This window comes from Fibrella forsythiae, assembly GCF_017353175.1.
GTDB classification, from domain to species: Bacteria; Bacteroidota; Bacteroidia; order Cytophagales; family Spirosomataceae; genus Fibrella; species Fibrella forsythiae.
The window spans coordinates 524,005-549,270 of the sequence record NZ_JAFMYW010000001.1 but is presented as its reverse complement, the minus strand read 5'-3'; the positions used below and the strand labels follow the sequence as shown (position 1 = coordinate 549,270).

Here is a 25,266-nt window from a genome sequence, read left to right as displayed (position 1 = left end):
CATGGCAGGACTTGGTAGAAAGGGCCGGAGCAACGCCCCGACCCTTACTGCTTCTATCCACACCAAAAATTTAATCGGGTAAGATTGGCTGCCAGGTACGTTCCCGGCGGGTGATGATTAGTAGTTTGGAGTAAGCCGGTTGACGGCAGCGGTAAGCCGGGTAGTAGCCATCAGTTGGACTACCATGAAGAAAAAAAGCGAGGTCTCGTCATCGGAAAGGGTTGAGCCACATTCCGCTTGGGTAAGCTGGCGGGCGCTTTGCAGAATATACTTTGCTTCGGTGTAGTCCGTACCGATTGAATAATCCGGCTCCCGTTTGGCTTGATTTTCGGGTGAAAGAGTGATTTGCCCCTCATCGGCGTAGACGTGATACCCGTTTACGCGAATGGATATTACCGGGGAATCTTCGTCATAATCGCCAACGAGCAGGGCATACAGCCCGGTAGGCGTAGCTAATTGACCCTTCTGCCATGCTTCCAGTTCGGCCTGTTCCCGGTCGAAAGTGGCGTATTCTTGTTCAAACGAGGCCTGCGCCTGTTCGTAGGCCTCAACGTCGGCCGTGGAGGTAAACTCAGTACTAGGGCGGCGCAGTTGGCGTTTAGCGTCGCTGATCACTTTTAGCCGTAAGTCTGTGGCCACGTAGCGGCCTGCCAGTTCTTGGGCGGCGTTGAATCGTTCTGTTAAGTTCATCTTGATATATAGTTGTGGCCGGTTGGCCGGGTTATGAATTAATCGACTTGCGAAAACTTGGTAATGATGTCCGCCCGAAAGCTGGAATCGAAGAGGATCATTGCGTAGAAACGATCGGCGTTCAGGGCTACCTCGTCGTACGCGGTGGTAATGGCGGCGGCCGGATCGGCGGCGTAAGCGGCCATATCGAGGCGGGAGACAATCTGGCGGGCGGTGTCTTCAATGCGTTCGGCCAGATCATTCTCGTGGGTTTCGGGGTCCGGAATAAATTCGGGTGTGTTGGTGCGAAAAGGCATCACGTTGGATAGTTGGCCCGGCCCCGAGGTAGGAGCCGGGCGGGTAAACGATGAAAAACGGAGGGAGAATTAGGCCGGGGTTTGATCGGCGTCTGTTTCTACGGGCGGTAGCGGTGGCATTTGGCCGGGTTCCAGTTCGTACGCCCCTGCGTGAGAAAACGGGTTGTAGAAATTGTACGCCGTTTTGATGTTGGCAATGTCAGTGAGCGTTTCCTGCCGGAAAATCTTGTAGTCCGTGGCGAAAAGCTTCAGCTCCGTTGACTTCTCCGGATTAGCCATTTTATAGGAGAAATTGGCGATGTAATAGACCCCTTTAGGCTGAATTTTATTATTCTCCTTCTTCTCGGCAATGGCCGTAATTACCACGTCGGCCAGCGTCAAATCATCGTAGTACAGTGGCTCAATAAGCCGGAAAATATTGTCTACCGAATAGCCGTGAAAAAGAACGGCCGAGACGCAGTTTTTTTCGTCGATGAAGAAGAGTTCGGCCCAGTTCTTCGTACCCATATTCAGGATATTATCCGTGAAAATGCGCCAGGCGATGGGCTGAAACGTCAGCGTCCGGCCGAGTTTTTCGGCTCCGTTGATGTTAAAAACGCCTTCCTTGGCGTCGAAACGGTACTGGCGCGGGTGGCCCTCCAAATACTTGTACCGGCTTACTACTTCGCCCGTACCCTCGTGTATCATTTGATACGGTTTTACTACCTGCGCGCTCTGGAATGCTTCCAGCGTTTTGGCGTCTACTTCTTTTTCCTGCTTTGCCATGATTGGGCTACTGGTTATTGGGTGAAAAAATGAACGATTAGAGAATTGCGAGAATGTGGTCGGCCCGGCAGGAGCGCCAGCCTGTTGCGTCCAGATCGAAATACCGTACGGTTAGATCAGTGACGGGGGCCGTGGAGGTGGCCGTGTAGTCAATCATGCGGGTGCCGCGGGCCTGACGAATGGAGCCGTCTGTTTTGCGGTAGGTGAAATCAACGGCGGCAGTGGTGGCCAGCTTAATTTTTAAGCGGATGGCTTTCCAGGCGGCGCGCTGGGCGTCAGCAAAGCTGAGGGCGCTTTTCCTGACCAATTGCCAGGCGAGGCGTAGGGCGGCGTTGCGAGTACCAGATTGATTTAACATCGTATTGATCTATTATTGACTTGTCAAAGTTCGTAATAGTTCGTATTAATGTCAAGTAATGGGTCATAAATATTTGTAAATTAGTGTTTATTCGTATTTTATGCAGGTTATGGACTGCGTGTACGTATTTATGTCAATTCTATTTCGTGAGCAGTGTGTCCCGTTCGCAAAGCTTGTTTGTCTTTTCAGTCATCGCTGACCAATTTGCGACGCACACCAGAACAGCAAAAAACAATAATGTTGTAGTATTGTTGTAGCTGATGTTTGTTATACAGATCACAACTAACTGATAATCAATATCATGAAAAAAATAGGTATCCTTTTCGGCATGGAACGCTCGTTTCCGCACGCCTTTGTTGATCGTGTGAACGAAAAACAGTCTGATTTTCAAGCCGAATTCGTATCGATCGATCGTGTAGAGCAGGGCGTAGCTACCGATTACGCCGTGATCATCGACCGTATTTCGCAGGATGTTCCGTTCTACAAAGCGTTTCTCAAAAACGCAGCACTTACCGGCACTGCCGTGGTGAATAACCCCTTCTGGTGGAGTGCCGATGAGAAATTCTTCAACAACGCGCTGGCCGTACACCTTGGCGTTCCGGTGCCCAAAACGATACTGCTGCCCTCGAAAGAGCGCCCCGATGACACTCGCCATGAATCGTTCTCGAACCTGCAGCACATGAACTGGGATTCCATTTTTAACCGTATCGGCTTCCCGGCGTTCATGAAACCACACTCGGGTGGCGGCTGGAAAAGCGTCTACAAAGTCGATAATCCCGACGAAATGTTCAAGGCGTATGACGAAACCGGTCAACTGGTGATGCTCTATCAGGAGGCGATCGACTTCACCGACTATTTCCGTTGCTACTGTATCGGCGGAAAAGACGTGCTGATCATGCCCTACGAACCGCGCAACCCGCATCACCTGCGGTATGCAACTGAAATGAAAACCACTGGCGACGCGGGTAAGAAGCTGATGGCCACCATGAAAGACTACGTCTTGAAGCTGAACCATGGCCTTGGTTATGATTTCAACACGGTTGAGTTTGCCGTCCGCGACGGTGTGCCCATCGCGATTGACTTCTGCAACCCTGCGCCTGATGCTGATGTAAACTCGGTTGGTCAGTCGAACTTTGAGTGGGTAGTTGAAGCCGCCGCTAACATGGCCATTGAGCGCGCCAAACAGGTGCAAAAAGGAAAAGATAACCTGACCTGGGGTACGTTCGTGCGTGGTTCTATTGCCGGTTCAGGCCTGATTCAGCCGCAGGCGGAAAAGAAATCGCCGCCAGCTCCCGTTGCTATGGGCGAACCCGTGAAAGAACTGAAGCCAAAGAAAGCCGAGAAGAACTCGAAAGTGGAGGCGAAGTCTGACAAAGTGGCCAAAGAAGATAAGCCGAAGAAGAAAAAATAAGCCGATTTTCTGGTCGACATGACTCCCGGTTCCTGTTTGGCGTAACGCGCTGGGCAGGAACCGTTTTTTTGTGGTCAGATAGATAGGGGAGCTGCGGTGATAATGAACTGAACAAGGCCTAAATGCCTTATCGGTCAACAACCAACAGGAGTTAGTAACGTGGAAATTGGAATCGATAGCTTTGCCTCGGCCATGCTAAGTAATGATGGTGGCAACGTAATTAGTGCGGTTGATGCCATGAGTCAGCTGCTCGAACGGATCGAGTTTGCAGATCAGGTTGGCCTCGATGTGTTTGGTATTGGTGAACATCATCGCAAAGAATTTCTGGATTCGGCCCCGGCCGTTATTCTGGCGGCTGCCGCCGCCCGAACCAAAACTATTCGGCTGACCAGTGCGGTGGCTGTCTTAAGTGCTGCCGATCCGGTCAGGGTATTTCAAAACTTTGCCACGCTCGATCTGATCTCGAAGGGCCGTGCCGAATTGGTGGTTGGTCGTGGTTCGTCTGTCGAAGCGTTTCCTCTGTTCGGGTTTAACCTTCAGGAATATGATGAGCTGTTTATCGAGAAGCTGGAGTTGTTACTGACCATCCGGGAAAACGAGTTTGTCACTTGGTCGGGTCGGTACCGCGCTCCTTTGCGAAACCAGCCCATTTATCCCCGGCCCTTGCAGGCAGAGTTGCCAGTCTGGCTGGGCGTTGGCGGAACACCCGAATCATTTGCGCGGGCAGGTACGTTGGGGTTGCCCTTAATGGTGGCTATCATTGGGGGCGAAACCCACCGCTTTCGCCCCCTGGTCGACCTGTACCGGGCTGCTGGCAAAAAAGCGGGTTTTTCGCCCGATCAGCTGAAGGTAGGTTTGCACTCACTCGGCTACGTAGCCAACTCAACGGCTGAAGCAATCGATGATTACTACGCCGGTTATGCCGAAACCATGACCAGGATTGGTCGGGAACGGGGCTGGCCACCCGTAACCCGTTCCCAGTTCGATGCGCAGATCGGCCCGAAAGGGGCCTTACTGGTTGGTGGACCAGACGAGGTAGCCAAGAAGATTCGCGCGCACAGTGAGTCGCTTGGCGGCATCTCCAGGGTAACGTTTCAGATGGATAACGCCGGGTTGGCCCACGATAAGCTCCTTCGGTCAATAGAACTGATCGGTACACACGTTGCGCCCCTGCTTCGAGCTAATTAACCGGGCATGATAACGTACCTGGATCGATCTACCCGTAGGTACATTATTTGCTATGACAAGAGACAATTGGTTGGCGTAATGGGTTATCATAATATGACAACGCATACACTTCATCTTGACTTATATACGCCTGCCCACGACGATCGTCCCGTTTTTGTTACGGGCAATTTTTGCGGGTGGGCTACTGATACTGATACCCTGCAACTCCATCCGGCCGGTGATGGCCGCTACAATATCGGCCTGCCCGTTGATGAAGGCTGGCCAGAGACCATCGAATACAAATACTATCGGGCCGGAGAGGGTGGTCTTGAATTAAATGAACAGGGTGAGCTAACAGACAATCGGCGTATTGCCCGGTCAACAACGGCTGTTCAGGATGAAGTGCCTTACTGGCAATGGGATGGGTCATCCATCAATTCAGCTTTCCTGCCGATTGAGCAAACATTATATGTTGAGTATCCGGGTTGCGATAGGCCCCGTCGGGTGCAGATTGCCTTACCGTATGATTACGAAACCAGCGGTGAAGCCTACCCGGTACTTTACATAAACGATGGCCAGAACCTGCTGGGTGAAGGCGAAGGATATGGCTCGTGGCTAACTGAATGTCGACTGGCCCAGTTGGCCACCCGTAAGCACCACGGTGTTATCGTTGTTGCTATTGACCACGCGGGTGAAGGCCGGTTACGTGAGTATACGGTTGAGAAAGTGAAGCCAACGCTGGGCGAGGGAAGAACGTACCTGGACTTTGTGGTGAATACGCTGAAACCGGCTATCGATGCTAACTTCCGCACGTTGTCTGATGCGGCCCACACCGGTATGGGTGGCTCGTCATTAGGTGGCCTCATTACCATCTGGGCCGGACTACTCTATCCGGATGTATTCGGTCGTTGGCTGGTGTTCTCGCCAGCTCTCTGGATTTCGCCGGGCGTCTACAGGGCTGCCGCCCAACGAAAACTGGAACGCTACACCAAAGTGTACCTCTACGGCGGTGAATCGGAATCCACGTATATGGTGCCCAGCCTGACGCGCTTTCAACGCAATTTGCGGTGTGTGGCAGAAGCCTGTTCGTATCTCCAGACATCGATCGATCCCGATGGCCTGCACGAAGAGAAGCGGTGGAGCATTGAACTGCCCAAAGCCATAAGCTGGCTGTTCTTCACCAATTCGCCTGTGCATCAGATACATGAAGAACTAGCCACGGCCACGTACTAAAAAAGGTGGTCATCGTATCTGCTGACATCAGTCTCCGATACGACGACCACCTTTTTTCAGGGGATTCCGGCTGTATTATCCCCGGCAAAAAGCCTCCCAAAGCCTGGTATACAATACTTTAGCGTAATCACGCAGGCCTGTTGCCGTGCCATTGATCTCTACGGGAGCAAACCGGCGTTGTGATGATGGCAGAGATTCAACCCGAATAGACCCACGGTTTCTTCCACCAACTGTCAGCCGAAGCCCCGAGTCAGGTAAATCCATATGGCTGTTTTCCGGCCGGGTGCCATGTGCCAGCTGATAAGTAAACTGTTGGAGTCGATTCGCATCAAACCACGTCAGCAACGGCATCTTCAGCCGGTCGGTTTGACGGCCTCGCTTGCCAACAAAATGCAACGAGAGCAGCGACCGGTTCGCATCACCGTCGCGACGGTTCTGTACCAGGACGTCTAGCAGCTCAAAGGGTACCAATTCGGACGATGTAGAGAGTTCGATGTTCATAGGTTGATGAATTCTGGCTTATGCATAATAAACTATGACGGATAGATTTGGTTTTCCTGATGCTGGCAACAACAGGTATCTAAACTACTAACGTTTCTGCCTATACGTTCACTGTCAGTTCGTAAGCGGGTTACAGTATTTATCGAATGGCCCGTTTTCTCCTTTATGCTCCAGATTGCCTACGCCCCGCTGTACAAACACGAACTGCCCGTTAGCGCCACGGGAGAGCCGCACCGCTTCCCAATGCTGAAATACGAATTGATCCATGAACAATTGTTGTACGAGGGTACCTGTACTGACGAAAATTTCTTCGCGCCGTCACCAATCGATGATCGTTGGGTGCTTGGCGTTCACACGCCCGACTATGTTCAGGCGTTGAAAACCCAGACGGTAGACGCCCGGATGATTCGTCGAATTGGTTTCCCGATGTCGCCGCGCCTCATTGAACGGGAGTGGGTTATTACCCAGGGAACACTCGACTGCACGTACCTGGCCCGGCGCGATGGCGTGGCCATGAATGTTGCCGGAGGTACCCATCACGCCTATCCTGATCATGGCGAGGGTTTTTGCCTGCTAAACGATGTTGGCGTGGCGGCCCATCACCTGCTCGAAACCGGCCAGTCCCGTAAAATCCTGGTCATTGATCTCGATGTTCATCAGGGCAATGGAACGGCGGTCATGTTTCAGCACGAACCACGGGTGTTCACGTTCAGCATGCACGGTAAGGATAACTACCCGCTCAAAAAAGAGCAGTCTGATCTGGATATTGCGCTGGCCACCGGCACAGCTGACGAAACGTACCTGAACCTATTATCCGACACACTACCGCGGTTGCTGGCTACCCAACAGCCCGACTTTCTGTTTTATGTGGCGGGAGTTGATATTCTTGAAACCGACCGGTTGGGAAAACTGAAGGTCTCGATGAATGGCGTTCGGCAGCGCGATCAGTTCGTTTTTGGCCAGGCGCAGAAACACGGTCTACCAATCGTAGTTTCGATGGGCGGCGGCTACTCGCCCCGCGTAGCCGACATTGTTGAAGCCCACTGTAACACCTTCCGCGTTGCGGCGAACATGTATTTTTAGTCCGCTGTCTTTCGTTGCTCCACCATAGGTACGTTGCTGTTACACGGCGGAGCAACGGAAGACAGCGGACTGAAAACAGCAAACGGATTTATCGCCCGCAGATCTTGGTATAGTTGCAGTATTTACACGTCTCAATATTGTCGGTCATGGCAAACGGGGCCGTCGTATCGAACATGCGTTGCACCATCTGGGTAAGTAGGGCTTCTGTTTCGGTAATGTATGTGTCGCGGTTGTTATCGTCAGAAAAGGCAACGCGGTTGGTCAGGAAAGCAGGTTCTTTCTGGAAGGTACGTAGCGAGTAGAAACCCGCTTCAACCGGTTTGTCGGGATACTGGTTTTCCTTAAGGATGAGGTATTTGTAGAGCCATAACTGCCTGATCTTCTCCCATTTGTTGTCTTTGTCGGCCAGCGAGGTTAGCGACTCTGCCAGATTTTCGATCTTGGTGGGGAGCTTCACCACCCCCGATTTATAATCGACAATCCGGATCGTGCCGTCGGCCAATTGTTCTAGCCTGTCAATCTTACCGCCAATTTTTACCTGCACCACGTCACCTCCGATATCAACCGGCAGGTACGTTTGCAAGGTACGTTCCGTGGCCAGTACGCGAATTCCCTTCTCGATCGTTTCCTGATTCTGATAGGTCTGGAAGGCCTGCATCAGGTCTTTGGCCAACTGGTAGAAAAGCAGGTTATAACCCGTATCGGCAACCCGGCCTTTCATCAGGTTCCGGTACTCGTCTTCCAGCACACGCTGGACCAGATCGGGCGTCACGGGCAGGTCGAGCATCCGGTAGTTCTTGTCGAGGCTCTCCATCGTATTGTGGAGCCAGGTGCCAAACTCCGCACTATCGATTCGCTCGTCCACTTCCTCTTCTTCCCGGATTTTAACAACCCGCTCAAAATAAAACCGCATGGAACACGCCACGAAGTGGTTCAGCGCCGTAGGGTAGAGCCCGTTTTCGGTTAGGTACGTCTTCAGCGCCTCGCGGATCGTATCCGTTTTGGGCACTGATAAAATCACCGTGTCAGTACGGCCGGCACCGTCTGCTACGCGAACCAGCGGCTTGCTGAAGCGTATGTTTCCGTTGGCTGCCTGAACCAGTTCGTGTTCGATCTGACGGAGGAACCGGCTGGGTTCACCCTTGCTGTTTCCATAGGCATCGGCCGTAGTAGTATACAGAAACGTAACGTCGGAAGCCCGTTGCAGTAACCGGTATAGATGGTAAGCCGTTATGGCTTCCTGCTCGCGATACGTTGGCAAACCAACTTCGATGGCAATATCAAACGGAATCAGCGAATTCATACGGCGCGATTGAGGCAACACTCCTTCATTGGCCGACAAGATAATGACCCGTTCAAAATCGAGCGTTCGTGTTTCCAGCAGGCCCATCAGTTGAATGCGGCTATCGCCTTCACTGGTGAACGGAATCGTGGTTTGGCGAATCAGTTCGTACAAAAATTGCTGAAAGCTTCGAACTGTTACCGCTGGCGCATTCTTTGCCAGTTTGGCCGCTTCAGTTTGTCGGTTCAGGGTGGTTTCGAGTTGTTTCAGCAGGCTGAAGAAAAGATAGAGATACTCGATCTCGATCGTATCCTGACTGTGCCGATACACATCGCGCAGAAGGTCAATCAACTTAAATAAGGCGTTGATCGCGTCAGAAGGGTGATTGGGTCGCCATCGTTTAAACAGCACACCGAACAGCGGGTCGCCCTGGCCCAGGTCAAGCATTTCGTGTTCACCCAAATAGGCCCGTTTGCCCGTTACTACTTCACTCAGTATCCAGTCGAGTAGCGGCCGGGGTAGTTCGTTTACCTGATCGGGAGCCAGCAGACCGTGTAGCTTTTCATACTGCCGAACGAAAGGGTGGTTCAGCAGTTTAACGACTTGCCGGTGGTGAAATTTAGGTATTTTGGATGCCCCACCCTCGGTCGTCCTGAACTCCATCATGGTTCGCTGCATCTCAAAGACCGTATCAATCAAGGTGAAAAGCAGCGAACTACGCAGCGAGAGACCCATCGTTACATTCAGGTCACTCACCGATTCATTGAGCGAATAAAGCACCGGAACCAGCAGCGTTTCATCGGCCAGAACAATCACGGTTCGGATCGAAGGCGCGTCATCTTCCGCATCAAACTGATCGACCAACTGGCCGGCTACTTTTGCCTGAAGCGAAGCCGTTGGAACACCCACCATCCGCATCTGCTTGGGGGTGGTGGTTAATGTGTTGCCAATTCCTACACTCTCAGCGCCGCCCTGACCCACATGGCCGGTGCGATTCTTGAAGCCGGAGAAGCCTTTCTGATTTTTGTATTGCCGCAAAAAATAGCCCGCTTCCTGTTCCGGATCGTCGAGATAATAGCTGTCAACATCCCAGATCAGTTCTGCTTTCGGCGTATTGGTCAAGACCCGAATAATGTGCTCTTCAGAGGCTGTCAAGGCATTGAAACCAACGAAATAAATCTTTTCGTACGCAGGATTATCGAGCACACGCAGCCGCACATCATCGGCAAGCAAGCGGTAAGCCATACCCCGATAGGCCAATCCAGCAGCCAGCAAGCGTTTGCGGAGCGAGTAGTAGGCTGCTTTCAGGTTGCTGAAGAGGCCGAAGTAATTCGAGACGGCGGGTGTATGGGGAAGGGCGGGTGTATGCTGGTGGTTTTCTGGTGTCCAGCGTTCAATCGCCTTGGCTTCTGTCAAGTATTCAAACAGGTAGTTTGGGTCGATCCGGTACTGATCGATCCGGTCAAGATCATTCAGCAAGACCGATGCCCAGCCGACAAACTGTTCAAATTCGATGTTTTTATCTAGTTCCCGAAATACGTCATAGAGCTCAAATAAGAGGCTGACGTTATCGATCAACTGAACGCCTGCTGCTTCGGTAATGAAGTCATCTACAGCCACCATATGCGGTGCAAGCATAGGCCGATCGGCCAGAGAGGCCAATTCCTGCTGGAACACCGTTACGGCCCGGCGTGTGGGCAAAATAACCCAAACATGATCGAGCGGCTGCTGAGCAGTAGCGCTGTGTTTAGCGTAAATGTAGTTGGCTGTTTGCTGAAGAAATGTCACGGAAAAACGAGCGGATTATCTGTAAAGATAACCCCGTACCGCCCGACTATCATTCCACGTCTGGAATCAATCATCACGAAGTTGATTGGCAGACCTGCTGGCGACGAATTGCTGCAGGTTCGCTAGTCCCGTTTTATCATCAGGAGAGAAAAGACACTGATGGTGCAACCGGAAGTACATCATACCGCCCCAATTTCCAGGCATATTCCTTGCCGGGCTGGAGCGTTAATTTGGTATATTTAATAATGATCATTAATTTTTTGAACTAGATTTATAGATTGTTCTTCACTCGCAGCAGCTGTCTATCGGGTAAATACCTAGTTATAGAACCTGCTCGGTTCTGATAGTATGTGGAAATGATTGTATATACAGATGTAATTTAATTAAGGGTATCAGTCACCGTTTCATAATCACCTGTATTAGATCTTTTAACCTTAATTTAACCTTTCGTCTATTTTTTAACCCTATTAACAGAGAAGTGCGTATTTTTCTAGCCTGAAATGAAAATGGAGGCATAATTGAGGGGTAATGGCAAAAATATTTACTTTAGACACATTTAACTCTACATCAGGTAATCTAACAGTATACAACAATACGTTGCCGGGTGATATAAAGCGCGTGTTCTATATTCATAGTGCAGGAAATGCTCAGCGTGGTGGCCACCGTCATCATAAGGCATGGAACGCATTAATTTGCCTGGTTGGTCAGTGTCACGTGTATGTACAGGACGGTCAGAAAGAGGAGGATTATACCTTAGTGAGCCCGGATACCTGCCTGGTACTTGAACCCAAGGACTGGCACGTGATGGATCAGTTCAGTGATGATGCTGTATTACTGGTGCTTTCCAATGAGCCCTACGACCAGGCAGATTACATTGATGAGCCATATCCCTCTAGCCGGTATGCACATGTAAATAATTCATAAACCCATTTCAGCTACCGTTGTGGAACTAAGCATAGTCATACCTGTCTACAACAGTGAGCGCACATTAACACCGTTGCTCGAGCGGCTGGAAGCCTGTTTAATAGGCCGTGAGTTCGAGGTGATTCTGGTAAACGATGGGAGTAAGGACCGTTCAGAGTGGGTGTGCTCGCGCCTGGCCGATCGGTACAGCAATGTAAAAGCCGTCAGCCTTCGGCGAAATTTTGGTGAATTCAACGCTGTACTCTGCGGTCTTAATTTTGCTACCGGCCATTTCACCGCCATCATCGACGATGATTTTCAGAACCCGCCAGAGGCTATCCTATCGCTTCTACGAGAGGCGCAGACCAATGAGTATGATGTCGTGTACAGCCAGTACGGGCAAAAACAGCATCACTGGTTTCGAAATCTGGGGAGTAACCTCACTAATGTGCTGGCAACGTACCTGTTGCGCAAACCAGATGATTTATACCTCTCTAGTTTTAAGCTGATCCGGCGCGATGTTGTAGACGAAATCATCCGCTACAAAGGGCCATACCCCTATATCGACGGATTGATATTTCGGGTGACCAGCAATGTGGGCAGCGTATTGGTAGACCATCATTCGCGGCAGGAAGGCCGGTCGAATTATACCATTCGTAAGCTCGTCTCGCTGTTCCTGACAGTTTTGGTCGGCTATTCGGTATTGCCACTTCGTGTTTTGACGGGAATCGGTGCATCGTTGCTGGGGTTTAGCGTGTGGTTTGGCATCGTGCTCTTCGCCGGGAAAATATCAGGCTGGCTCGTTGTTCGCGAGTGGGAATTGGCGTTCTGGGTCGTATCAATGCTGGGGGGATTGCAACTCCTGTTTGTTGGTGTTCTGGGCGAATATGTTGGCCGACTGTCTATGACTCAAAGTGGCATGCCTCCGTATGTAGTGAAACGTACCTGGGGGGTATTGGAAGGAAAAACGCATGATTGATAAGCCAGATGAACACCGACGCATGTTTGCCGTTGAAGAGCAGCTCTGGTGGTATCGTCAGTTACATAAGCAGGTTATTCGCCGTATTCAGGCACGATTTGGCCAGCAACAGGACCTGGCTATCTTTGATGCTGGCTGCGGTACCGGTGGACTATTGCATCGGCTTCGCCAACATGGATTCACTAATCTGGCCGGGGTTGATGGCTCTGCTGAAGGGGTGGCCTGCTGTCGGGAACGTGGGTTAATTGTAAACCAACTTGATCTAAACGACCTGGCATCGTATATGCCAGAGTCGACATTCGACGTCATTATCTGCAATGACGTACTCTGTTATTTCAACGACCCGGAACTGAGAACTCTCCTCACCGCGCTGCGCGTCAGGCTGAAGCCTGGCGGCATTCTGATCAGCAATAACAACGCGTTTTCGGTATTTTGGGGGCAGCACGATCTGGCTGTCGGTAGTCTTCGGCGATTTGTACGGTCAGATTTTGAGCGTCTTTCTCAGGAGGTGAGCTTGCAAATCAATTTCTCGACATACTGGAGCCTGGCGTTATCTCCTTTGATTTTATTTGTTCGGCAGTGGCAGGCATTGCAACTCCGAATGGGCTGGCGATCGGCCGGGGAACCGGGCTCAGATGTGTATCTGCCTCATCCGCTGGTAAACCGGATGCTGTACGGAATTGTCAGCGCTGAACAGTCCTTACTGCCATCCGCGCCGTTTGGCAGTTCACTATTCCTTGAACTGGAGCAAAAGCGCTAACACTACTTTCTGAGTCGTAAAAATGCCAGGTGTCCGGCCGTGGGGTGTTTGCACGTGGCGATTACCGGACCGTAATGCAAAATGAACGCCTGCGCTTGTTCGGGCGTGAGCAGGTCGGTATACAGGTTAATACCCGCAAACTCATTATCCCGCAAAAAATGGTCAACAAACGCCCAGTCAGCTTCCGTAAAAACATAATCAGGTGCTAAAAGTCGTGGCCATTGATCACGGATAAATGGTCTGACAAGATCGGGATGCAGGCGACCAACATACTGGCCAACCACAGCCTTGTGGTAAAAACGGCGAAGGGTGTTGACACTATTCTGTGCTTCATAGAAAGAGCAAAGGCCATCGCTGTTTGCTACTGCATCGGCCCCCTGAATGCAGAACGGCCAGTCGAAGACTGCTTTTCCGGGTGTATCACGTACGGTCTGTAGGTACGTGAATAAACCTGGAGAAGCACTCGTGGTGGCATAGGACCGCCGGAATGTGTAGCCGTGGAACCATTCGGCAAGCATTAAGGCAAAGATGCTCAGAAGAGCCAGCTGACTAAGGCGTTTTTTAGGCGTTTGGATAGGCAACGCCAGCATGCAGAGCAATACTGGATAGACCATGCTCGATCGTCCACCGTGGCGATTGAAGGAAAACCAGGGAAAGATTTTCATCGTTGGAAACGAAACAGGATGGTATAACAGGCAGAGCACCAGCAGGAGAGCAACCGGCCCCCAAAGCCCCACTTTGTTCCGTTGTTGCCACAAACCTGCCAGCCCAAGAATGGTGAGGTAAAGGCCCGGACTTGTTTGGCCATAACTCTCAGCAGGCGGATCATGGAAGATGGTTTCGTACCTGATGGCAAAATCATCCAGGCCGGAGAGGCTGGGAATAAACAACCGCAACGGATGCGACCAGGCTCGCATCTCGCCCACGTCTGGAAAATCATAGCTGAGTGCATCAAGGCTAATCTGCGCAGACAGCGGAACGTAGAGCCAGATCGTGATAAAACAAAGCAGAATCAACAAAATGACTGTGACTTTGTGTTTTCGATAATTGGTTGTTATCCAATAGGTTAACAGTGTTAAGTTGGGTGTGTTGTCAAGCCTGTTTTTGTGCCACAGCTGATACAGGATAAATGGCGCACAAAGTGTAGAAAAAGCCAGCGCATATCCCGCAACATAGCCTAATTCGAGCCCCAGGATAGCGAGGTGTAACCAGGCCCACACTAGCCAGCGTGTCAGACTTATCGGGTAAGAATGATATGCATCATATACCAGCAGGAAGGTCGCCAGCATGCACAAGACCGTCCAGTGCACCACGGCCATATTGTAGTGAACCGGGTATTTGTAGAGGTTGTAGAAGGTGAATAATGAGACGATCAGCCCGGTGATACAGGCCCGCGTACTACCGAAGCGTTTGTGAAGTAGCAGGAACGTACCTATGGCCCCTACGAGTAAACTGAACAGATAATAGAGTTGTAGAAACGGTTTGTACTCAGCATTCGGCCAACGGTCGAGCAGGGCGTAAAAATAGTCGCGCTCGAATCCCCAGGGCAGAAATACGTGGTGAGTGCCGTATGGATAAAAGGTTTGATTATTATGAAGGTCGAGCAGCGGAATTGGCCAGAGCGTCAGGTTGCGGGCAAAGTAGTAACTTGTATAAGCATACTGGTCGGTATCGCCGCCGTCGAGCAATGGGCCGTGGAAGTCCTGTATGATACCAACGCCCAGAACGGTTACAACAATCCCCAGCAGGAAAGCTGTCAGCGTTGTTCGCAAGCGAGGATTGGCAACGAGTGTGGTGGTCATACCGCGTAAAAGTCCATACGAAGGGCTACTTTTGCAACTTAATTTCGGGTGAGCATCCCGGAACAGACATGGACATCGTCCAGCTACGCGTTACACTATACATTCCCCAATGGCCGATTATAATCACCGCGAGACCGAACAGAAATGGCAGCGGTTCTGGGAAGAAAACCAGACCTACAAAACCGATTCACAAAGTCAAAAACCGAAATATTACGTGCTCGATATGTTTCCCTACCCATCAGGGGCAGGGCTACATGTGGGCCACCCGCTGGGGTATATTGCGTCTGACATCGTGGCGCGGTATAAACGTCTGAAGGGTTTCAACGTGCTTCACCCAATGGGGTTTGATTCATTTGGTCTCCCGGCAGAACAGTACGCCATTCAAACTGGTCAGCACCCTGCACTGACAACCGATCAGAACCTGGCGCGGTATACGGAGCAGCTTAAAAATATTGGTTTCAGCTACGACTGGAGCCGCGAGGTACGTACCTCCGACCCGGCCTACTATAAATGGACGCAGTGGATCTTCATGGAATTGTTTCGTTCATGGTACAACCGCGAAACTGACAAAGCTGAACCAATCGAAACACTGCTCATAAAATTCAGCCAGAACGGAACAGCCGGTGTGCAGGCGGTTTGCGACGAAAACGTGCTGTCATTTACGGCCGAAGAGTGGAACGCCAAATCAGAAGAGGAACAATATGCCATTACCCTGACGTATCGCCTGACGTACCTGGCCGATGCCATGGTAAACTGGTGCCCTGGCCTGGGGACAGTACTGGCCAACGATGAAGTAAAAGATAGTCCTAACGGTCGGGTTTCTGAGCGTGGCGGCTACCCTGTTGAGCAGAAGCTGATGCGGCAGTGGATGATGCGCATCACCGCCTACGCTGACCGGTTGCTTTACGGCCTCGATACCATCGACTGGTCTGAATCGATCAAAGAGCAACAGCGTAACTGGATTGGGCGGAGCGTTGGAGCAAGCGTGAAATTCTCGCTGGACGTTGAGGGCTTCATCGAAGTGTTCACCACCCGGGTCGATACGATCTACGGCGTTACGTTTATGGTACTGGCTCCTGAGCACGAACTCGTGGCCGATCTGACCACACCCGATCAGAAAGAGGCAGTGGACGCGTACATCGCCGCTGTAAAACTCCGTTCAGAACGTGACCGGATGATGGATGCTAAAACGGTGTCGGGGGTGTTCACCGGCAGCTACTGCCTAAACCCTGTCAGTGGTGCTCAGGTGCCCATCTGGCTGGCCGACTATGTGCTGGCTGGATACGGAACAGGCGCGGTTATGGCCGTGCCATCCGGTGATCAGCGCGATTATCTGTTCGCGAAGCAGTACAACCTGCCGATCATCCCGATTTTGGATGGACAAAAAGGTATGGACGAGCAGGCTGATAACACTAAAGAAGGCCGCTACATTAACTCGGACTTAGTGAATGGGCTGACGTACCCGGAAGCCACGGCGAAGTTGATTGCTTTGCTTGAAGAAAAAGGAGCTGGAAAAGGAAAGGTCAACTACCGGATGCGCGATGCCGTCTTTAGCCGTCAGCGCTACTGGGGCGAACCCGTACCGGTTTACTTCAAGCAAAACAGCCACGGCGAACCCATACCGTACCTGATCGACGAGGCTGACCTGCCACTCGAATTGCCCGCCATCGATAAATACCTGCCAACTGAAACGGGTGAGCCACCCCTCGGCCGCGCCGAAGGCTGGAAATATAAAGGGAAGTACGACTACGAACTGAGTACCATGCCGGGTTGGGCGGGATCGTCGTGGTATTGGTACCGCTACATGGACCCGCAGAATACCGATGAATTTGCCAACCGCGAAGCCATCGACTACTGGCAGGATGTTGACCTGTACATGGGCGGTTCCGAACACGCCACGGGCCATCTGCTATACAGTCGCTTCTGGAATAAATTCCTGAAAGACCGTGGGTACGTTCCCCAGGAAGAGCCGTTCAAAAAGCTCATCAACCAGGGCATGATCCAGGGGCGCTCGATGCTGGTGTATCGGCTAGAGGGTACTGGTCAGCAGGGTAAAGCGCCTGTATTCGTATCCTATGGTCTGAAAGATCAGTATGAAACTACTGAACTGTATGCCGACGTCAATATCGTGGAAAACGATGTGCTGGATATTGAGGCGTTCAAAAAATGGCTTCCTGATTATGCTACTGCTGAGTTTATTCTGGAAGCTGACGGCACCTATGTCTGCGGGTCAGCCGTGGAGAAAATGTCGAAGTCAAAATATAACGTCGTTAACCCGGATGTGGTAGCCGAACGGTATGGCGCCGATGTGCTTCGCCTGTACGAAATGTTTCTTGGGCCGCTCGAACAGGCGAAACCCTGGAATACCAACGGTATCGATGGCACGTACCGGTTTATCCGTAAGTTCTGGCGGTTATTCTACAAGGACGTACCGGGCGGTGAAACGGCCGACGCACCTACGCAATGGATCGTTACCGACGAAACGCCAACGCCCGAGGAATTGAAAGTGCTGCACAAGACCATTAAGAAGGCGCAGGAGGATATTGAGAACTTCTCGTTCAACACATCGGTATCTGCCTTCATGGTGTGCGTCAACGAGTTGTCAACGCTGAAATGTCACAAACGGGCTATTCTTCAGGACCTTGTGTTGCTGGTATCGCCCTATGCGCCTCATTTTGCCGAAGAGCTCTGGGCAGCACTGGGTAATGAACCGGGCACCGTGTCGAAAGCAACGTACCCCGTATTCAATCCGCAATATCTGGTCGAAAACACGTTTGAATACCCAATCCAGATCAACGGCAAAGTCCGGACAACCATCAACTTCGCACTCGACCGGCCAAATGCTGAAATCGAGCAAGACGTACTGGCTAATGAGGTCGTTCAGAAGTGGATGGAAGGCAAACCCGCGAAGAAAATTGTAGTCGTTCCGAAACGGATTGTAAACGTGGTGATGTAAAAGGGTTCCGGGTTTCAGGTGGCGCTGCTGCATTAAGGCTATTCGGTAGCGCCACTTGAAACCCGGAACCTGAACCTGCTCATCCGCCCATCATCGCCGTCACCAGCCGCGCCGAATTTCGGGCGGCGGTGCTTAGAAAGGCAAGAAGGTCAATTACAGCGTGGCTATCGGCGCGGTCGCTGAGGCTACGGATTACGATGCAGGGAATAGCTTGCTGGTAGCAGACCTGCGCCACAGCGGCTCCTTCCATTTCAATTGCATCGGCCCCGTATTCGTTACGGAGATCAGCGGCGCGCTGGGCCGAATGTATAAATTCATCGCCTGTCAGAATACGACCAACTGTTACCAGCGGTGGGCGATCGGTGCCGGGAATCGAGTCAAATTCGAGTGTATTCGCCGTTTGTTCAGCCAGCGCCAGCAGCGACAAATCGGCCGTAAAGTATAGCGGATTAAGCTCGTAGCTTACCGGGTGCATACTCTGCCGGGTTGGTTCCATCGTCAGGGTAACCGAGCGCACATCATGGAAACCAACTTCGCCACCAATGACCAGATCGCCGGGTTGCAGATCAGAACGTACCCCACCGGCAATACCCGTGAAGATGATCCGCTGCGGCCGGAAATGGGCAATGACGAAGGCCGTTGTCATCGCGGCATTTACTTTGCCAATCCCCGTCAGGGTCACTACAACCCGCTGCTGCCCAAGTGTTCCTGTCACAAAGCGGTGACCATTCAGGTCAACAATGTCGGCGTCCTGAAGCGTTGCTTCTATTAACTTCACTTCTTCACCAAATGCCCCCAGCAGGGCCGTAATTGAGCTGGAATTTATCGTCGACTGCATGCCGCGAAACTACTGGGCTAATCAGTAGGAAACGCTGCTTTTTCTAAAAATAACGTATAGAATTTGGTCGCTCCAGGCTTTCACAGGGATGGCAACGTACCCAGAACCGCAATTGCCTACTGATTCGATTTGTTAGAATAGTACAAAAATAATTTAGCCTCACTTGCTTTTTTCGATAATTAGTCTTACTTTTGCACCAGAATTTCAAGCGACATCCGTCGGCTTCTCTCTGTTCTAAGCGATCTTTTATGGGTCGCACTCGTTTGTAAGATGTGGTCTACAGAGCCGGCACGGATGTACAAAAGACAGTACAGGCTGTGGGGCGGTGGCTTTAAGTTAACGAGGGTCAACTACGCTAGTCTAAGCGATTTCAAAATTCACCTGGGTTACTCGTTGGGGTAGGGGTTGTTTCCACGTCGGATTGCGACGAACATCCTGGGTTGGTGCTTAGTGGGTATCCTGCACACGTCACTGTCAGCTTGACGAACTTCCGCCGTATGCGGAACGAATTTTTTTCTTACCAATATTCTATGACACTGGACAACATCCAGCCCGAGACCGACGAGATTGTCGGTCAAACACCTGTGCAGGAAGAGGCCGCACAGACCAACGTTCAACAAGAAGGTGCTTCAGCAGAAGCAGAGATTGAGCAGCCCATCATTAAAGAAACTATTACTGTACAGCCTGTGGCAACCGGCATCACGTTTGCCGACCTGAACATTTCAGCTGATATCCTGGCTGCCGTGACAGAAATGGGCTTTACAACACCGTCACCCATTCAGGCCGAGGCCATTCCGCCTATCCTGGCTGGTCGCGACGTAATCGGACAGGCACAGACCGGTACTGGTAAAACAGCCGCGTTCGGTATTCCTGCCCTTGAACTGATCGACCCAAGCGATCGGAGCGTACAGGTGCTTATCCTGTGCCCAACCCGCGAACTGGCCGTTCAGGTAACTGAAGAAATGCGTAAGCTCTGCAAGTTCAAGCGGGGTATCTACATTGAAACGATCTACGGTGGCGACTCCATTGAGCGTCAGATCCGGTCGTTGAAAAAAGGCGTTCATATCGTGGTTGGTACGCCCGGCCGTGTGATGGACCACATGCAGCGGAATACGCTGAAACTCGACGACGCCAAGATGATCATTCTTGATGAAGCCGACGAAATGCTGGACATGGGCTTCCGGGAAGACATCGAAAGTATTCTGGAAGACTTCCCACAAGAGCGGCAGACGGTTCTTTTCTCGGCTACTATGTCGAAGCCAATCCTGGCCATGACCCAGCGGTTCCAACAGAACCCGGTGATGGTGAAGGTGGTGAAGAAAGAGCTGACCAACGTAAACATCGAGCAGGTTTATTTCGAGGTGAAGCCTAAAGCTAAAACCGAAGTGATGTGCCGCCTGATCGATCTGTATGATCTGAAACTGATGCTGGTGTTCTGTAACACGAAGCGTAAAGTAGAGGAGATCGTTGAGGATATGATGCTGCGCGGTTACCAGGCCGAAGGCTTGCACGGTGATCTGCGTCAGGCTCAGCGTAGCAACGTGATGAGCAAATTCCGCGCTGGTGCAACAACGATCCTGGTTGCTACCGATGTGGCAGCCCGTGGTATCGACGTCGACAACGTGGATGCGGTTATCAACTACGATATCCCCCTCGACGAAGAATATTACGTACACCGTATTGGCCGGACAGGCCGTGCCGGTAAGTCAGGTCGTGCGTTCTCACTGGTGAGCCGCGATGAGAAATTCCGGTTCCGCGATATCCAGACCTACACGAAAGTTCGGGTCGACAAAGGTGTTATCCCTTCGTTTGAAGACATCGTTGGCATCCGTAAAGCTCGTTTCATCGAGCAACTGGAAGTCGACATTACGGAGAGCAAAGACTTGCACCTGTACGACGATATGCTGACTCAGTTGCAGCATACCGGCTTCACAACGGAGCAGATCGTAGCCGCCCTGATGAAGCGGAGCATGGGTATCGAGAAAAACGAATTCTCGGATAAAGACCTCAACGAAGAGGATCGTCGTAACGGTCGTTTCGAGGATCGTGGTCCTCGTGAGGGTGGCCGTGGTCGTTTCGATGATCGTCGCAATGATTCACGCGGCGGTGGTCGTTTTGACGATCGTCGTGGTGGCGGTGATCGGGGCGGTCGCTTCGAAAGCCGTGGTGCTGACTCGCGTGGTGGTGGTCGTTTCGAGGATCGTCGTGGCGGTGGTCGTTTTGACGATCGTGGCCCACGTCCTGAGCGTGAAGGCGGTAAAGAAGGTTATTTTGCCCGCAGCAACGAACGCCCTGTTCGTGAGCGCGAGCCAAACATGACCCGCCTGAGCGTAAGCATCGGCCGTCGTGATTACGTCCGTCCGGGTGATCTGGTGGGCGCTATCGCCGGCGAGTCGGGCATCCCGGGCAGCAGCATCGGTAGCATCGATATTTTTGACAAGCACACGTTCGTTGACGTACCGAATGATGTAGCCAACCGGGTTGTGCAAGCAATGGATGGTAACAACATCAAAGGCCGTCAGGTAAACGTAGAGATCGCTAAATAAGTAGCGTTCCAATAAGTAAAAAGCCGCTCCGGATATCCGGAGCGGCTTTTTTTGTGTTTGAATCAGCGTGGAGGCCGGTTGGACAAAATTTTGCGTTTCTACAAGCATCTGCCACGTACCTACAGTTTCACCTCCGTTATATCCAATTGCTGAATCAGCGGGTTCGCTTCGGGTGTCAGTGTGAAAAAGACGTTGAGGCTTCCCCGTTCACCATCCATACGGAACGTACCCCGCAGGCTGTTTTCCGGTGCTAACTCGCCAACCCGAACTACTTTGCCAATTTTATCAAATAGCGCCTGTGTATACTTCCTTCTGAGTGCAATGGGCGTATCGGGAAAGAAGTTTTCGGCGAAAATGCCGCTGGCTTCTCCGTTTTTCCAGTCTGGCAGGAGCGAAACCAATTCCGCTTTCCGTTTGGCCAGAATGGGAGAAACTGCCAGTGGTCTGGGTTTCAGCCCAGCTAGTGAGATCAAGGTATCCAGTGCAATCGTGTTGATGCCTCGAAGGCCTGAATACGTCAGATTTGCACAGCCAATCACGCCAATGCCGTAGTCGGGTAAAACCTGCCATTCGCTGCCGAAACCAGGAAGGCCACCGCTATGCCCCACACTGACACGCCCCTCACAATCACGTACCCAGACAAGACCATATGCGTAGCTAATGGTTTGTGGGCACAATCGTCTCGAAGCATACTTGAATTGTGGATTCAGACCCCGGAAATTCCAGGGCTGCTGCATTTCACGGATAGAGCTTCGCTTTACCGGACCCGTTTCGGCACCATCGCGGGCGGGCCAGGCACTCAGGTGTAGCGCCATGTAGTTAGCAAAATCATCGACCGTGGTAATCAGTCCGCCCATGGCTCCCCACGATCCATCGGCAAGCGGAACCTCCGGAAGATACTTGCCTTCCTGCCAGCGATAGCCATTGACGTATCGGGCTGGATCTGCCTTGCGATAATCCCAGATCGTGCTGGTCATGCCCAGCGGTTTCAGAATGGCGTTGGTAATGTATTGCTGGTACGGCTGTTTCGTTACGTTGGTTATGATCCGCCCGAGCAGGGCGAACCCCAGATTCGCGTATTCATAGGCTACGCCTGGTGCGTTTGATAGCGAAACGCCACCTTTCAGGAATTGGGTAAACTCAGCCTCTGAATCAGCCAACTGGCGGTCGCCCCAGGGGTTATCTTCGGGGAAACCCGCAGCGTGTGTCAGCAGGTGACGGATAGTGATGGCTGGCGCATCGGTTGTCAGTGGTTTTAACTGTTTCAGTTCAGGTACGTAGTTGGCCGCCGGGTCGTCGAGGCGAAGCTTACCTTCATCGCGCAGCTTCAGAATTGCCATGGCCGTCAGGCTTTTGGTCATCGATGCAATACGGAATTGGGACTGTGCCGTTGCGGGCCGCTTTGTTTCCAGATCGGCGAATCCTATTCCTTTGCCATAAATGAGCTTACCATCAACCACGACGCCGAAGCCGAGCCCAGGTACGTTACGCTGGGCGGCGTAGTCGCTGTAGAGTTTCTCAATTACAGGCAGGGCCGCAGTGATTTTTGCCATCCGATCAGCGGGGGCTGTAGACGGGGATGTGGGCTGTGAAAAAACAAGTTGAAAACTGCCCGCGAAGAGGCTTAAGGCGACAATCAGGTAACGGTGCATCATACTGCAAAGTAGCAGTCAGCCCACAAAAAAAGTGGCCCAACGTTCTGTTAAGCCACTTTTTTTGTGAGAAACTCAGTATCGCCTAGTTGATCTCGTAATAGTAGCCGAAAATGATGCCCATTTCGTCGTCGCTGGTAAGGCCAAACTGAACAGCTTTGGTTGTTGTGTTATTGTACGTAATCTCCGATGTAAGTCCTTCGCCTTTAGCTAGTTGGATAGGTGTAGCAAAATTGATGACGTCCGGGTGTTCCCAATCGGTAGTTGTATAAACGATCTCGCCGTCGCGTGCACCACCCTTTATACGAATCACAAATTTCTCACCCAGTTTGTGCATGTGTGACGTGAGCGTCAGGATCAACGACGGTTTGGCCACTGTAAACGACTTTGAAAACGTCTTCCGGGCGCCTGCGGGTATCGCCAGACTGGTGTTACTCATGTTCAGGGTCTTCACCACCTTCGTTACGCTCGCCTGGGGTGTGGTGTACAAATTGATATACGATTCCCCTTTAATGACCGATGAACCCTTGTTTACATAATGTACATTCAGATCAAACGATGAGTTAGCAGGAATCAGCAGCGCCGCTCCTTCAGGGAATTTGTATTCAAAGGCCGCATTTGGACTGCCCATCAGGTAGGTGTGGTTAGACATCTGAATGGCCGTTAGCAGGTTCAGTGTACCATCGGGATTACGCAGATCACGTACCTGGTTCAGTGGCGGCGCAATGGTTTTGTTTTCGAAATCATAGGCGATGAAATGATGGCTACCTGAGCGCATATTGACGGTGAACCGATTCACATAGATATCGGTAGGGTTACCCACCGCCCGGCGAACAAAAATCTCCCGCTCAAAATTGGTCGCCACATCAAAGGCATCAACCTTCATCTGAAAGCCAAGTCCGCTGGCAGGTGCGGCTGGAGCGGTGAATGAGCTGTTGGAGGCGCCGCTGGGCGTTTTATCGTCGAGTAAAGTCGGGTCAATGATATTGCCAGTGGCCAAAGCTCCCCCGTCGATCCAGCGGCGAACAAACTCAATCTGACCCACCGAGAGCGGATCGCTGCCCAACGGCATTGGGTTACCGTAGCTTTTTCCGCTATGGTGCGACGCACCCACATTGAGCTTATGATAAAGCAGACTCTCCAGGGCAACGAATGGCTTCACCCGTTTCTGCCCGTCGGCCATCGACTCGGCGTTTTTGGGATCAATGCCAACCAGGTTTTTGAACGCGACCCCGGCCGCCAGTACCAATCCGTGTTGCCGAAAAGAAGCATCTGCCTCAGACGCGTGGCAGCCAGCCGTAGCGCAACTGGGCGTCAGAATTCGATCCTGAATCAACTCAAACGACGTTTTCGCTGAATCAGGTGTCGCTACGTCGGTGTTTTTTTTGCATGACGCTATCAGGAGCGCTGCGCCGAGGGTGGCGGTCAGTAGAACGCGGGTTGTCATATCAGTTTAATTAGAAGCGTAGCACAAAATGCTGTTTGGGCTGCTCCCGACGAAAAAAGACCAGACCAACACCGAACAAATCAATGGTTACCTGAACAGCCGGATGGGCCTTAATTGCTTCCCACGCCTGTTCCATTCCGGCAGACCAATGAATGTCATCAAAGATAAAGAGCGTATCGTTATGAATGAACGGGAGGCACGTCATAAAATACTGAACTGTAGGCTCGTAGCGGTGATTGGCGTCGAAAAAAACGAGGTCTATCCGGGGTAATGTAGCCACTGTTTCGGCTAATGTGTCATCCAGGTTTCCCACAACGATATTCACGTCTGAATAGCCAAGTTGGTTGAGGTGGGAACGGGCCAGTGTTGCCGTGTTTGGGCAACCCTCAAATGAATATAATTGCCCTGATGTCTGCGCGGCGGCGTTGGCCAGATAGGCAGTGGTTAACCCAAGCGACGTACCCAGCTCGAGCACGTAGCCGGCGTTGAAATGAAGAGCCAGACGATGAAGAAGCCAGGCATAGCGAGCTGGTTTTTGGGCATTTCGGGCCATTGTTGAAACGGCCCGCACGTTGCCCGTAGACCGACGCGAACCAGCTCCCAGATCGGTAACGGTCAGGCTTTGCTTACTACGCAACAATGATTGGCGCAGTGTTTCGATGGGGGACGTACCTGGCGGGGCCGGGTGTCGGTGGCGAATAATATCGCGGTAGAGGGCATAAACGAAAGGCGAGTGCAGACCGTGCAGGTTGCCAGCCCGCCACAGATAACGGAAGTACGCAGCAATCACAGATCCCTGGCTGGCAGTA

General features: G+C 51.8%; 20 protein-coding genes. 9 read left to right on the top strand and 11 right to left on the bottom strand.

Annotated elements, in window-relative coordinates; translation table 11 throughout:
• Positions 1–117: 117 nt before the first annotated feature.
• From J2I46_RS02685 to J2I46_RS02670, 4 genes are all read right to left on the bottom strand, one after another.
• The gene (locus J2I46_RS02685) at positions 118–690 is read right to left on the bottom strand and encodes a hypothetical protein (RefSeq protein ID WP_207327380.1); all 573 of its coding nucleotides are present in this window, start codon (positions 688–690) and stop codon (positions 118–120) included.
• A 38-nt stretch (positions 691–728) separates the two neighbouring features.
• Positions 729–986: a hypothetical protein gene (locus tag J2I46_RS02680; protein ID WP_207327379.1), complete on the bottom strand. Its 258-nt coding sequence runs from the start codon at positions 984–986 to the stop codon at positions 729–731.
• Between the two features lie 69 nt (positions 987–1,055).
• Complete coding sequence (locus tag J2I46_RS02675) at positions 1,056–1,673, bottom strand: hypothetical protein (RefSeq protein WP_229379591.1); 618 nt, start codon at positions 1,671–1,673, stop codon at positions 1,056–1,058.
• Between the two features lie 115 nt (positions 1,674–1,788).
• Complete coding sequence (locus J2I46_RS02670) at positions 1,789–2,109, bottom strand: SH3 beta-barrel fold-containing protein (protein ID WP_207327378.1); 321 nt, start codon at positions 2,107–2,109, stop codon at positions 1,789–1,791.
• 301 nt (positions 2,110–2,410) lie between these two features.
• Between J2I46_RS02670 and J2I46_RS02665 the strand changes: the two genes are divergently transcribed.
• From J2I46_RS02665 to J2I46_RS02655, 3 genes are all read left to right on the top strand, one after another.
• Positions 2,411–3,520 carry an ATP-grasp domain-containing protein gene (locus J2I46_RS02665; protein WP_207327377.1) on the top strand — a complete coding sequence of 370 codons (1,110 nt, stop codon included), beginning with the start codon at positions 2,411–2,413 and terminating at the stop codon, positions 3,518–3,520.
• 159 nt (positions 3,521–3,679) lie between these two features.
• Positions 3,680–4,708: an LLM class flavin-dependent oxidoreductase gene (locus J2I46_RS02660; protein WP_207327376.1), complete on the top strand. Its 1,029-nt coding sequence runs from the start codon at positions 3,680–3,682 to the stop codon at positions 4,706–4,708.
• Between the two features lie 93 nt (positions 4,709–4,801).
• Positions 4,802–5,920, top strand: coding sequence for an alpha/beta hydrolase (locus tag J2I46_RS02655; protein WP_207327375.1), 1,119 nt, complete (start codon positions 4,802–4,804; stop codon positions 5,918–5,920).
• A gap of 75 nt (positions 5,921–5,995) precedes the next feature.
• On the opposite strand, the gene J2I46_RS02650 is transcribed toward J2I46_RS02655, so the two are convergent.
• Positions 5,996–6,421, bottom strand: a complete 426-nt coding sequence (locus J2I46_RS02650) for a hypothetical protein (protein WP_207327374.1) — start codon at positions 6,419–6,421, stop codon at positions 5,996–5,998.
• Positions 6,422–6,586: 165 nt separating this feature from the next.
• Between J2I46_RS02650 and J2I46_RS02645 the strand changes: the two genes are divergently transcribed.
• The gene (locus J2I46_RS02645) at positions 6,587–7,504 is read left to right on the top strand and encodes a histone deacetylase family protein (protein ID WP_207327373.1); all 918 of its coding nucleotides are present in this window, start codon (positions 6,587–6,589) and stop codon (positions 7,502–7,504) included.
• An 88-nt stretch (positions 7,505–7,592) separates the two neighbouring features.
• On the opposite strand, the gene J2I46_RS02640 is transcribed toward J2I46_RS02645, so the two are convergent.
• Entirely contained in the window at positions 7,593–10,574 is a 2,982-nt protein-coding gene (locus tag J2I46_RS02640) for a PD-(D/E)XK nuclease family protein (protein ID WP_207327372.1), read from the bottom strand.
• A 528-nt stretch (positions 10,575–11,102) separates the two neighbouring features.
• On the opposite strand from J2I46_RS02640, the gene J2I46_RS02635 reads away from it, so the two are divergent.
• Genes J2I46_RS02635 through J2I46_RS02625 form a run of 3 tightly spaced genes read left to right on the top strand, consistent with a single transcriptional unit; the run spans position 11,103 to position 13,216 of the window.
• On the top strand, positions 11,103–11,498 hold the full coding sequence (locus J2I46_RS02635) for a sugar 3,4-ketoisomerase (protein WP_207327371.1): 396 nt from the start codon (positions 11,103–11,105) through the stop codon (positions 11,496–11,498).
• 19 nt (positions 11,499–11,517) lie between these two features.
• Positions 11,518–12,456 (top strand): glycosyltransferase family 2 protein, encoded by a 939-nt coding sequence (locus J2I46_RS02630; protein WP_207327370.1) that lies wholly within the window; start codon positions 11,518–11,520, stop codon positions 12,454–12,456.
• Positions 12,449–13,216: a class I SAM-dependent DNA methyltransferase gene (locus J2I46_RS02625; protein ID WP_207327369.1), complete on the top strand. Its 768-nt coding sequence runs from the start codon at positions 12,449–12,451 to the stop codon at positions 13,214–13,216. Before J2I46_RS02630 ends, J2I46_RS02625 begins: the two co-directional genes overlap by 8 nt.
• A 2-nt stretch (positions 13,217–13,218) precedes the next feature.
• Here the strand turns inward: J2I46_RS02625 and J2I46_RS02620 are convergent, their stop codons facing one another.
• A complete protein-coding gene (locus J2I46_RS02620; protein ID WP_229379458.1) occupies positions 13,219–15,018 on the bottom strand; it encodes a hypothetical protein in 1,800 nt (599 codons plus the stop codon).
• 109 nt (positions 15,019–15,127) lie between these two features.
• Here J2I46_RS02620 and leuS point away from each other — a divergent pair, with 109 nt between their 5' ends.
• On the top strand, positions 15,128–17,974 hold the full coding sequence (gene leuS / locus J2I46_RS02615; protein ID WP_207327368.1) for a leucine--tRNA ligase: 2,847 nt from the start codon (positions 15,128–15,130) through the stop codon (positions 17,972–17,974).
• A gap of 79 nt (positions 17,975–18,053) precedes the next feature.
• Here leuS and J2I46_RS02610 read toward each other — a convergent pair whose 3' ends face one another.
• Entirely contained in the window at positions 18,054–18,812 is a 759-nt protein-coding gene (locus tag J2I46_RS02610; RefSeq protein ID WP_207327367.1) for a 5'-methylthioadenosine/adenosylhomocysteine nucleosidase, read from the bottom strand.
• Positions 18,813–19,342: 530 nt separating this feature from the next.
• Between J2I46_RS02610 and J2I46_RS02605 the strand changes: the two genes are divergently transcribed.
• Positions 19,343–21,358: a DEAD/DEAH box helicase gene (locus J2I46_RS02605; protein ID WP_207327366.1), complete on the top strand. Its 2,016-nt coding sequence runs from the start codon at positions 19,343–19,345 to the stop codon at positions 21,356–21,358.
• Positions 21,359–21,477: 119 nt separating this feature from the next.
• Here the strand turns inward: J2I46_RS02605 and J2I46_RS02600 are convergent, their stop codons facing one another.
• The 3 genes from J2I46_RS02600 to J2I46_RS02590 all read right to left on the bottom strand — a co-directional run bounded on the left by J2I46_RS02600 (position 21,478) and on the right by J2I46_RS02590 (position 25,247).
• Entirely contained in the window at positions 21,478–23,013 is a 1,536-nt protein-coding gene (locus J2I46_RS02600; protein ID WP_207327365.1) for a serine hydrolase domain-containing protein, read from the bottom strand.
• An 82-nt stretch (positions 23,014–23,095) separates the two neighbouring features.
• Positions 23,096–24,457 (bottom strand): monooxygenase, encoded by a 1,362-nt coding sequence (locus tag J2I46_RS02595; protein ID WP_207327364.1) that lies wholly within the window; start codon positions 24,455–24,457, stop codon positions 23,096–23,098.
• A 10-nt stretch (positions 24,458–24,467) separates the two neighbouring features.
• Complete coding sequence (locus J2I46_RS02590) at positions 24,468–25,247, bottom strand: O-methyltransferase (RefSeq protein WP_207327363.1); 780 nt, start codon at positions 25,245–25,247, stop codon at positions 24,468–24,470.
• Positions 25,248–25,266 lie beyond the last annotated feature (19 nt).